The following is an 11,074-nucleotide window of genomic DNA, read 5'->3' as shown; positions in this document are numbered from 1 at the left end:
ATGAAAAAAGTAGGCGTAGTAATCCCCATATACAATGTAGAAAAATATCTAAAAGAATGTTTAGATAGTGTAATCAATCAAACTTATACTAATTTAGAAATCATACTTGTAAATGATGGTAGTACAGATGAAAACTCACTCAATATTGCAAAAGAATATACCTTAAAAGATAAAAGAATAACTCTTTTTGATAAGAAAAATAGGGGTTTAAGTTCAGCTAGAAACGTAGGTATAGAATACTTTAGTGGAGAGTATAAATTAAAAAACAAAACTCAACATATAAAAGAAAATTCTTTAATAGAATTTCAATTGGATGGTAATAATCCTTATAATATACATAAAGCATATAGAAGCTCTCAAGCTTTTAATAATGAAAAAGATTTAACCAATTTTACTTATCCTAGTATAGATTATATTATATTCTTAGATAGTGATAATTATTGGGAATTAAATTGTATAGAAGAATGTGTTATAAGAATGAAAAATGTGGATGTATTGTGGTTTGACCATGATTGCACCTATGAAGACAATATAAAAAATAAGCACAAAAAAACAAGGATGGAAATTTTTAATTTTAAAGAAGAATGTATAATCACTCCAAAAGAATATGCAAATCGAGCATTAAGTGTAGGATCTAGAGATATTTCTTTTGGATGGAATGGAATGATTGATTTTAATTTTTTAAAGCAAATTAAACTTAAATTTATAAATTTTATTATCAATGAAGATATACACTTTGGGATAATTTTGTTTGCTAGTGCTAATAAAATTTATGTTTTATCACAAAAGTTGTATTTGTGCCGTTTAAGAGCAAACAGTATATCAAATCATGATAAGAAGATTACAAAAGCAAATGTATCAGAGTATTTTAAAGATATATATGAAACTTTCGGGGAAAATGCTAAGGAAGCAAAAAATTATTTAAAAGCAGCAAGCAGGGTTATAACTGCTTTAAAATTGATAGAATTTTTTAAAGATCAAAAAAACGAAAATACACTTGCTATAAAAGAAACATTTTTACCTTGCTATGCCAAAAAAGCTTTAATGATTAAAAAATTTAAAAAAGATCCTTTAAATTTAAAGGAAAAATTAGTTTTAATTAAACCTTTTATTCAAACAAAACTTCCTTATGATATTTGGAAATTTTGGCAAAAAATAAAAAATATTTAATAATAAAAATATAAAAAATTAATTAATTTTTAGGTATAATCACTATAATTATAGGAGAAAATATTTTATATGCTATTTCAATCATACTTTGTGAAAATAATTTGCTTATTCATCCCTTTTAGAAAAATTAGACATAAAATAAAAAAAACATTTTTACTAAAAAACATACAACGAGATAAAATCGATTCTTATTTACCAAAAAAAACTCTTGTGCAAATTAATAAATACAACAATGAAGATTTAATTAAACTTGATAAAACTATTATAGGGGAGGGACATAAAGGATACTTTAATTATGATGAAAAATCTAAAGATCCAAAATCTCCTTTGAATCCTTGGGCTTTTATACGAGTAAAAAATGAAGCTATTACCTTAAAAGCTTCTCTTGAAAGCATATTACCTGCTATCCAAAGAGGTGTTATAGGATATAATGATTGTACCGATGGAAGTGAAGAAATAATTCTAGAATTTTGCAAACAATATCCTTCATTTATACCAATAAAATATCCTTATGAAATTCAAATTCAAAACCCAAAATCAGAAGAAAATAAACTCTATAGCTATTATAATTATGTTGCAAGTTTTATACCAAGAGATGAGTGGCTTATAAAAATAGATGTGGATCATATCTATGATGCTAAAAAACTTTATAAAAGCTTCTATATACCAAAAAACAAATATGATGTAGTTAGTTATTCAAGGATTGATATTCATTATTTTAACGATGATTTTTTTCTTTGCAAAGATAATAATGGCAATATATTAAAAGAACCAGGAGATTGTTTGCTTATCAATAATTATAACTTAAAATGGAAAGAAGTGTTAATTGACAGAATCAATAACAATTGGAAAAAAGCAACAAAACAAAGTTTTTCTTCAAATATACACTCTTTAGAGCAATTAAAGTATAAACACAGGATATTATTTCATACCGAATTAAATAATTATCATTTTCCTTTTTTAAAAAAACATAGAGTTCAAGATATTTATAAATATAATTGGATAAGTATTGAAGAATTTAAAAAATTCTATTTACAAAATCTTAATCATAAAATAGAACCTTCTATGATTTCAAAAGAAACTCTAAAAAAAATATTCTTAACATTGTTTTAAAAACTTTTTATATTTAAATAAAATTTTTAAAGTTAAAATATTTATTTTAACTAATAATGTAACCATTAATTTTGTTCTTTGTTTTTTATATATTTGAATATATAGTAAATATTTAATTAGCACATAAAGAACGCTACAATACTTGTTTAAAATATAATTTTGCCTTAAATAGTGTAAAACCAACTGCAACTCTTGAATATTATTTTTAACAAGCACTTCATTCTTAGTATTACAAATTGAATTATTATTAGGCACGTAATGATATAAATTACAGTTCATATATGCTATTTTTTGAGCTTGACTTAACATTGGATAATATAACAATACATCTTCAGCCATATTGATTTTAACATCTTTCTCGAGTCTTAAACTCGCAAAAGATTCTAAATACAATTTCTTTCTTATAAGCTTCCCCCACATAGTCCAATATAAATTTTTCTTTGCAATAATTTTTTTTACAAACTCTTTTTTGCTATAAAAACCAGAATTAAAGTCAAACTTTTTATATAAAATAATATTACTTTCAACAATAGCATTGAAAAACACTAAATCAACTTCATCCTGTTCATCTAAAATTTTTATACACTCTTCACAAGCATTCAGCTCCAAATAATCATCAGGATCTAAAAACATTATATAAGGAGAGTTTACTACTTTTACACCTTCATATCTTGCTCTTAAAAGACCTAAATTTTTTTCATTGTGAACTATTTTTATTCTTTTGTCTTTTTTAGAGTATTCTTTGACTATATTTATGCTATTATCATTTCCACAATCATCAACTACAATTATTTCTATATTTTTAAAAGTCTGATTGATACAACTTTCTAAAGCTTTGGTTATATATTTCTCTACATTAAAAACTGGTAAGATAATTGAAATTTTAGACATGTTTATTCCTTATTTTATTATAATTTAATTATAACATAAAATCTATTTTGATAAAATCGTTAAAAATAAATCTTGATGGAAAATAATTATGAAAAAAGTTATTATTGCTGGAAATGGGCCAAGCTTAAAAAAAATTGATTATTCAAGACTACCAAATGATTTTGATGTATTTAGATGCAATCAATTTTATTTTGAAGATAAATACTATCTTGGTAAAAAATGCAAAGCAGTATTTTACAATCCTGGTCTTTTTTTTGAACAATACTACACTTTAAAACATTTAATCCAAAATCAAGAATATGAGACCGAACTAATCATGTGTTCTAATTTTAACCAAGCTGATCTAGAAAATGAAAATTTTTTAAAAAACTTTTACGATTATTTTCCTGATGCTCATTTGGGATATGATTTTTTCAAACAACTTAAAGATTTTAATGCTTATTTTAAATTTCACGAAATTTATCTCAATCAAAGAATTACCTCCGGAGTCTATATGTGTGCAGTAGCTATAGCTCTAGGATACAAAGAAATTTATCTTTCTGGAGTCGATTTTTATCAAAATGGATCATCTTATTATGCTTTTGATACCAAACAAAAAAATCTTTTAAAACTAGCCCCTGATTTTAAAAATGATCGCTCACACTATATCGGACATAGTAAAAATACAGATATAAAAGCTTTAGAATTTCTAGAAAAAACTTACAAAATAAAACTATATTGCTTATGTCCTAACAGTCTTTTAGCAAATTTTATAGAACTAGCGCCAAATTTAAATTCAAATTTTATCATACAAGAAAAAAATAACTACACTAAAGATATACTCATACCTTCTAGTGAGGCCTATAGAAAATTTTCAAAAAATATTAATTTTAAAAAAATAAAAATTAAAGAAAATATTTATTACAAGTTGATAAAAGATCTATTAAGATTACCTAGTGATATAAAGTATTATTTCAAAGGAAAATAAATGAAAGAAATAAAAATACAAAATATAATCATAAGTGAAGAAAAAGCACCCTTAGTCGTGCCTGAAATAGGTATTAATCATAACGGCAGTTTAGAGCTAGCTAAAATTATGGTAAATGCAGCCTTTAGCGCTGGTGCTAAGATTATAAAGCATCAAACTCATATTGTTGAAGATGAGATGAGTAAGGCCGCTAAAAAAGTAATTCCTGGTAATGCAAAAATAAGCATTTATGAGATTATGCAAAAATGTGCTTTAGATTATAAAGATGAGCTAGCACTTAAAGAATACACAGAAAAATTAGGTCTTGTTTATCTTAGCACACCCTTTTCTCGTGCAGGTGCAAACCGCTTAGAAGATATGGGAGTTAGTGCTTTTAAGATTGGTTCAGGCGAGTGTAATAATTATCCGCTTATTAAACACATAGCAGCCTTTAAAAAGCCTATGATAGTTAGCACAGGAATGAATAGCATTGAAAGCATAAAACCAACTGTAAAAATCTTATTAGACAATGAAATTCCCTTTGTTTTAATGCACACGACCAATCTTTATCCAACCCCGCATAATCTTGTAAGATTAAATGCTATGCTTGAATTAAAAAAAGAATTTTCTTGCATGGTAGGCTTAAGCGACCACACAACAGATAATCTTGCGTGTTTAGGTGCGGTTGCACTTGGTGCTTGTGTGCTTGAAAGACATTTTACTGACAGCATGGATAGAAGTGGCCCTGATATAGTTTGTTCTATGGATACAAAGGCTTTAAAAGAGCTAATTATGCAAAGTGAGCAAATGGCTATAATGAGAGGAAATAATGAAAGCAAAAAAGCAGCTAAGCAAGAACAAGTTACAATTGATTTTGCCTTTGCAAGCGTAGTTAGCATTAAAGATATTAAAAAAGGCGAAGTTTTATCTATGGACAATATCTGGGTTAAAAGACCTGGACTTGGTGGAATTAGTGCGGCTGAATTTGGAAATATTTTAGGCAAAAAAGCATTAAGAGATATAGAAAATGATACTCAGTTAAGCTATGAGGATTTTGCGTGAAAAAAATCCTTTTTATAACAGGTACTAGGGCTGATTATTCTAAGATTAAATCTTTAATGTACAGGGTGCAAAACTCAAGCGAATTTGAGCTTTACATCTTTGCAACAGGAATGCACTTAAGCAAAAATTTTGGCTATACAGTTAAAGAGCTTTATAAAAATGGCTTTAAAAATATTTATGAATTTATAAATTATGATAAATATTATCAAACCGATAAGGCTTTAGCTACTACAATTGATGGATTTTCAAGATATGTAAATGAGCTAAAACCTGATTTAATCGTAGTGCATGGAGATAGAATCGAGCCTTTAGCAGCAGCTATTGTTGGAGCATTAAATAATATCTTAGTAGCACACATTGAAGGTGGAGAGATTTCAGGAACTATTGACGATAGCTTGCGCCACGCTATATCAAAACTAGCACATATTCATTTAGTAAATGATGAGTTTGCAAAAAGGCGTTTAATCCAACTTGGAGAAGATGAAAAATCTATTTTTATCATAGGTTCGCCTGATTTAGAACTTTTAAACGATAATAAAATTTCACTTAATGAAGCAAAAAAATATTATGATATAAATTATGAAAATTATGCTTTACTTATGTTTCATCCTGTTACAACTGAAATTACTAGCATTAAAAATCAAGCAGATAATTTAGTAAAAGCACTGATACAAAGTAACAAAAATTATATTGTTATTTATCCAAATAATGATTTAGGCTTTGAATTAATCTTGCAAAGCTATGAAGAGCTTAAAAACAATCCTAGATTTAAGCTTTTTCCATCGCTTAGATTTGAGTATTTTATAACTTTGTTAAAAAATGCTGATTTTATAATAGGAAATTCAAGTTGTATTTTAAAAGAGGCCTTATACTTAAAAACAGCAGGGATTTTAGTTGGCTCAAGACAAAATGGAAGACTTGGCAATGAAAATACACTAAAAGTTAATGCAAATAGTGATGAAATACTAAAAGCTATTAACACCATTCATAAAAAACAAGATTTATTTAGTGCTAAGTTAGAGATTTTAGATAGCTCAAAATTATTTTTTGAATATTTATTAAGCGGAGAATTTTTTAAACTCAGCACACAAAAAGTTTTTAAGGATATAAAATGAGCTTAGCAATAATTCCTGCTCGTGGTGGCTCAAAGGGTATTAAAAATAAAAATTTAGTTTTATTAAACAATAAACCTTTAATTTATTACACCATTAAAGCTGCACTAAATGCTAAAAGCATTAGTAAAGTCGTTGTAAGCAGTGATAGTGATGAAATTTTAAATTATGCAAAAAGCCAAAATGTTGATATTTTAAAACGCCCAATTAGCCTTGCACAAGATGATACTACAAGCGATAAAGTGCTTTTACATGCTCTAAAATTTTACAAAGATTATGAAGATGTAGTTTTTTTACAACCTACTTCGCCACTAAGAACAAATATTCATATTGATGAGGCTTTTAATCTTTATAAAAAAAGCAATGCAAATGCCCTAATTAGCGTAAGAGAATGTGATAATAAAATTCTAAAAGCCTTTGTTTGTAATGATTGTGGCGATTTAGCAGGGATTTGTAATGATGAATATCCTTTTATACCAAGGCAAAAATTGCCTAAAACTTATATGAGCAATGGTGCAATTTATATTTTAAAGATAAAAGAATTTTTAAACAATCCTAGCTTTTTGCAAAGCAAAACTAAGCATTTTTTAATGGATGAAAACTCAAGTTTAGATATTGATTGTTTAGAGGATTTAAAAAAGGCTGAAAACTTAAATTAAATATTTTTCCATTTAAAATTTTTTAATAATGAAAATAAAGAAAAATGAGGCTTATAATCCAATTTCTTACATAAATCAAATATTTTATGCTTGTTTAAAAGTTTACTATAAATTCCATTGTCATAAAAAGTATTTTTATTCATTCTATTAACTCTCCACATTTCAGAAAACAAATGCAAACAAGGTCTATTTTCATCAAAAGTTTTTTTCTTATCTATAAAATCTCTAGCATTTTTCCATGGAATTTGACAAGTATCCTTATAATCTAAGGCATATTCTTCCAAATCACATTCTTTAACCCATTTAGCTAAAAACCAAGGTCCTATGACTCCCCAAGAAATAGTTTTTTTATTATTTATAATCTTTTTTGCTTCTTCTATAAGCAATCTTCCGAATTCACTTTGTTTTGGAAATTTAAGTAATGAAGTTGTAATTCTAGCTTTGTTAGGATCATCATCAATTTCCTTGGAAAAAATATATTCTTTTTCATGATAATCATAAGGGCTTAAACACACCATATCTAAATCTACCCATACCCCCCCCCTGAGATAGAGTAGATTAAATCTAAAAAAATCTGAAAAAGCAGCCACTCCAGATCCCCTATCGTCTCTAAAATAATTTTTAAAAGAAACAATTTCATTTGCATCTTTTAATTCAAAATCATCAAAAATTTCATTTAATTTATTAAAAATTTTATCATCTAAATTATAAGTATAAAGTATAAATTTATAACCATTATCTATAAAAGATTTTATAGATAAAAACTCCATTAAACCAATACCTTTATAACCTCTAGGTGTATACCAAAAACTACTAATTTCTTGCTTCATCAACCCTTCTTTGTAAATCAAATTCTTCTTTCTCTAAAACCCCAAACAACTTCTTATGAAAATCATTATTTTTAAAGTTTAAACAAAGCTTTTTTATAAGTTCATTGCTTTTCTTTTTATCTTGATAATTCTGCCATAAAATTTCTTTATTTTTGTTTTCATATCTTCCATTTGGATTAAATTCATAATGATAAATGCAAGTTTTAAAAACAGCTATTTTCTCGCAAAACATAAAATAAACATAACAAAAAAGTACATCTTCGCCATAGCTCAAACGCTCATCTATTTTAATTTTTTCAAAAATTTTTAAGATGATATCTTTTCTAAAGCACTTCGCCCAAACCGACCAGCAAAAATGCCTTTGTTTACTTAGAAATTCTAAAAATTCCTTTTGATTAAAAACTTCATCTTGTTTAAAACGATAAAATTGTTTGGTTTTTACCCTATGTACAAAAGCATCAAAGCAAAGCAAATCAAAATCTTTTTTCATCTCTTTAAGTGCTATTTTACAAGCATCAAGAGTTAAAAAATCATCACTATCTAAAAACATTATAAAATCAGAACTAGAATGCAAAACTCCCAAATTTCTACTTGCAAAAGTGCCCAAATTTTCTTCATTTTGAAAGATTTTTATCCTTGGATCTTTTTTAGCAAATTCTAAAACCATATTTAAACTATTATCTTTACTTTTATCATCGATAATCAAAATTTCAATATCTTTTAAAGTCTGATTTATACAACTTTGCAAAGCTCTTGAGATAAAATTGCAAGAATTAAAAAGCGGGATTATGATAGAAAGTTGTGGCATATTTTTCCTAAATTTTGTTAAAATAATAAAAACAATTCTATCAAAGTTTAGGAAATTTATGAAAATTTTTATACATCTTCCCACCTGGTTAGGCGATGCGGTAATGGCTTCACCTGCTTTATACGCTATAAAAGAACATTTTAAAAATGCTCAATTTATCCTTTATGGATCTTTGGTTTCCACAGCACTTTTTAAAGAATTTCCTAATTCTAAAATCATCATAGAAAATAAACTATCCCGTTATAAACAAGCTCTATCTTTACGCAAAGAACTTGGTAAGATCGACCTTAGCTTTGCTTTTAGATCTGCGTTTTCTTCTAAGATTATCTTGCATATCCTTAAAACAAAACAAAGATATTTTTTTGACAAAAACAAGCACAAAGAAGAACATCAAGTTTTAAAATACCTTTATTTTATAGAAAACTCACTTAGCATAAAAGCTCATTCTAAAGACTTAAAGCTTCCCTTTAAGCTAAAATTTCAAAACCCTCTTATCTTAAAAAATGGTAAAAAAATTCTAGGACTCAACCCTGGTGCAAGCTTTGGAAGTGCAAAAAGATGGGATGCGAGTTATTTTGCTAAAGTGGCTTTAAATTTCAGCCAAAGTCATGAGATTTTAATCTTTGGTGCAGGAAAAGCCGAACAAGAACTTTGTAATGAAATTTATCAAATTTTAAAAGAACAAAACATAAAAGTAAAAAATCTTTGCAATAAAACCACCATCAAAACCCTTTGTCAAAATATCGCTTTTTGCGATCTTTTCATCACAAATGATAGTGGCCCTATGCACCTAAGTGCGGTTTATAAGGTAAAAACCGTAGCTATTTTTGGCCCCACAAAATTTACCCAAACTTCACCTTGGCAAAATGAAAACGCAAAATTAGTGCATTTAGATCTAGCTTGTATGCCTTGTATGCAAAAAACCTGTCCTTTAAAACACCACAAATGCATGAAAGATTTAAAGCCTGAAGTGATTTTAAAAGCAATTCAAAATTTAATTAATATCTAATTTTTTCTTAACATAAAAAGTATAAGATAGTTTTAAAATATTTCTATAAAGTCTAAAAATTTCTCTAATAATTTTTCTGTAAAATTTATTTCTTACAAACCAACGTCCATTTTGAGAAATTATACTTTCTATTCTGTAATCATGTTTTAATAATAAAGGTTTTTTAACTATATTTAACACATTATGTTTATAAAACATATCCATATAATCATCTACAGCATAGATCCAATTTTTAGCACATTTAAGAAATTTCATTGCAGCACTTACTTGCAGTACATAACCTTGAGTTCCAGAAAGATTCTTAAAACTTAAATAATACCCCCCCCCCACCACCATAACTCTCACTCAAAAAATACAATCTTTTATCAAACAAATAACAAAGTCTTATATATTCATACTCACTCTTTAACAACTCATCTATATATTCTACTCCATTATTTAAAAATTCATCACTAAATTCCACATCATCTTCTAGGATGATTATAGGCTCATCAAGCTTCACACATTCTTGCCAAAGTTTATAATGACTAGCAAAACAAGCTTTTTCTCCATCAGAAAGCTCTCTACCTAATACCCAAGAAGCCCACCAAGGAAAACGATCTTTAAATTCTAAATGTTCTTTATTTTTAGCATCAATAGCTTTAAAGAAAATAAATTCTAATTTATTTTTTAAACTAGGATTTTTTTCAAAAAGCTTTTGAATTTGTTTTTGCATATACTCTTTTCTATCCAAAGAACGCTCTAAATTGATGATAAAAACTTTCATTAAAAACTCTCATCTATGATCTGACAAAGTGTGTGTATGATCAAAATATGCATTTCTTGAATTCTAGCCGTATCATCGCTTGGTACGACAAGATTATAATCACAAAGCTTATTCATCATTCCACCACCCTTTCCGCTAAGCCCTAGACAAAGCATATTAAGCTCTTGTGCTTTTTTTAAGGCTTCTAAAACATTAGGACTTTTTCCACTGGTTGAAATGCCGATTAAAACATCATTTTCGTTTCCTAAAGCCTCTACTTGTCTTGAAAAAACAAATTCAAAACCATAGTCATTTCCTATAGCACTAAGTGCTGAAGTATCGGTTGTAAGTGCTATGCCCGCTAAAGCCTTGCGTTCTTTTTTATAACGCCCGCTAAGTTCAGCCGCAAAATGCTGAGCATCAGCCGCACTTCCACCGTTTCCGCAAATCAAAATCTTGCCACCTTTTTTAAGACACTCGCACAAAAGCTCGCCTACTTTAGCGATTTGTCCTTTTAAAATTTCACCTTCTTGAACGATTTTTTGATGTTCTTGCCATTCTTTTTCCACTAAATTTATCATTTTTTATCCTTAATCTTTTCTATAATCTTACTTGTACTAAATCCTTCTTCAAAGTCGATTAATTCAACCCTTGAAACGATATCCGCACCCACAACAAGCTTATCTTTATAATCAGCCCCTTTAACCAAAATATCGGGTTTTAAAAAGC

The 11,074-nt window shown here is 27.4% G+C and carries 13 protein-coding genes and 1 pseudogene; 7 read left to right on the top strand and 7 right to left on the bottom strand.

Annotated elements, in window-relative coordinates:
- Positions 1–1,170: a glycosyltransferase family 2 protein gene (locus tag AJN70_RS01805; protein WP_070233006.1), complete on the top strand. Its 1,170-nt coding sequence runs from the start codon at positions 1–3 to the stop codon at positions 1,168–1,170.
- 69 nt (positions 1,171–1,239) lie between these two features.
- Positions 1,240–2,283 (top strand): beta-1,4-N-acetylgalactosaminyltransferase, encoded by a 1,044-nt coding sequence (locus tag AJN70_RS01800; protein WP_070233004.1) that lies wholly within the window; start codon positions 1,240–1,242, stop codon positions 2,281–2,283.
- Here the strand turns inward: AJN70_RS01800 and AJN70_RS01795 are convergent.
- On the bottom strand, positions 2,269–3,174 hold the full coding sequence (locus tag AJN70_RS01795; protein ID WP_070233002.1) for a glycosyltransferase family 2 protein: 906 nt from the start codon (positions 3,172–3,174) through the stop codon (positions 2,269–2,271). The two genes, AJN70_RS01800 and AJN70_RS01795, sit on opposite strands and share 15 nt — an antisense overlap.
- Before the next feature lie 88 nt (positions 3,175–3,262).
- On the opposite strand from AJN70_RS01795, the gene AJN70_RS01790 reads away from it, so the two are divergent.
- Genes AJN70_RS01790 through AJN70_RS01775 form a run of 4 tightly spaced genes read left to right on the top strand, consistent with a single transcriptional unit; the run spans position 3,263 to position 6,953 of the window.
- A complete protein-coding gene (locus AJN70_RS01790; RefSeq protein WP_070233000.1) occupies positions 3,263–4,141 on the top strand; it encodes an alpha-2,3-sialyltransferase in 879 nt (292 codons plus the stop codon).
- A complete protein-coding gene (gene neuB, locus AJN70_RS01785) occupies positions 4,142–5,182 on the top strand; it encodes an N-acetylneuraminate synthase (protein WP_070232998.1) in 1,041 nt (346 codons plus the stop codon).
- Positions 5,179–6,297, top strand: coding sequence for a UDP-N-acetylglucosamine 2-epimerase (gene neuC, locus AJN70_RS01780; RefSeq protein ID WP_070232996.1), 1,119 nt, complete (start codon positions 5,179–5,181; stop codon positions 6,295–6,297). The genes neuB and neuC overlap by 4 nt, the downstream gene beginning before the upstream one ends.
- Positions 6,294–6,953 carry a cytidylyltransferase domain-containing protein gene (locus AJN70_RS01775; protein ID WP_070232993.1) on the top strand — a complete coding sequence of 220 codons (660 nt, stop codon included), beginning with the start codon at positions 6,294–6,296 and terminating at the stop codon, positions 6,951–6,953. The genes neuC and AJN70_RS01775 overlap by 4 nt, the downstream gene beginning before the upstream one ends.
- Here AJN70_RS01775 and AJN70_RS01770 read toward each other — a convergent pair.
- Both AJN70_RS01770 and AJN70_RS01765 read right to left on the bottom strand, forming a co-directional pair.
- A complete protein-coding gene (locus AJN70_RS01770) occupies positions 6,950–7,783 on the bottom strand; it encodes a glycosyltransferase (protein WP_002937315.1) in 834 nt (277 codons plus the stop codon). The two genes, AJN70_RS01775 and AJN70_RS01770, sit on opposite strands and share 4 nt — an antisense overlap.
- Complete coding sequence (locus AJN70_RS01765; RefSeq protein WP_070295428.1) at positions 7,767–8,591, bottom strand: glycosyltransferase family 2 protein; 825 nt, start codon at positions 8,589–8,591, stop codon at positions 7,767–7,769. The genes AJN70_RS01770 and AJN70_RS01765 overlap by 17 nt, the downstream gene beginning before the upstream one ends.
- A gap of 58 nt (positions 8,592–8,649) precedes the next feature.
- On the opposite strand from AJN70_RS01765, the gene waaF reads away from it, so the two are divergent.
- Positions 8,650–9,600 (top strand): lipopolysaccharide heptosyltransferase II, encoded by a 951-nt coding sequence (waaF, locus tag AJN70_RS01760; RefSeq protein ID WP_070232989.1) that lies wholly within the window; start codon positions 8,650–8,652, stop codon positions 9,598–9,600.
- Here waaF and AJN70_RS10050 read toward each other — a convergent pair.
- The 4 genes and pseudogenes from AJN70_RS10050 to AJN70_RS09810 all read right to left on the bottom strand — a co-directional run.
- Positions 9,586–9,936, bottom strand: a complete 351-nt coding sequence (locus AJN70_RS10050) for a glycosyltransferase family 25 protein (protein WP_251820265.1) — start codon at positions 9,934–9,936, stop codon at positions 9,586–9,588. The two genes, waaF and AJN70_RS10050, sit on opposite strands and share 15 nt — an antisense overlap.
- Entirely contained in the window at positions 9,902–10,366 is a 465-nt protein-coding gene (locus AJN70_RS10045) for a glycosyltransferase family 25 protein (RefSeq protein ID WP_250535453.1), read from the bottom strand. Before AJN70_RS10045 ends, AJN70_RS10050 begins: the two co-directional genes overlap by 35 nt.
- Entirely contained in the window at positions 10,366–10,926 is a 561-nt protein-coding gene (gmhA, locus tag AJN70_RS01750) for a D-sedoheptulose 7-phosphate isomerase (RefSeq protein ID WP_070232983.1), read from the bottom strand. Before gmhA ends, AJN70_RS10045 begins: the two co-directional genes overlap by 1 nt.
- Positions 10,923–11,074 (bottom strand): annotated as a pseudogene (locus tag AJN70_RS09810) (bifunctional heptose 7-phosphate kinase/heptose 1-phosphate adenyltransferase); the annotation flags it as partial. The gene gmhA and the pseudogene AJN70_RS09810, both read right to left, overlap by 4 nt.

The organism is Campylobacter sp. BCW_4341, assembly GCF_001764255.1.
Classification (GTDB): domain Bacteria; phylum Campylobacterota; class Campylobacteria; order Campylobacterales; family Campylobacteraceae; genus Campylobacter_D; species Campylobacter_D jejuni.
The sequence above is the reverse complement of the archived record's forward strand: the minus strand, read 5'-3'. Positions and strand labels throughout refer to the sequence as shown.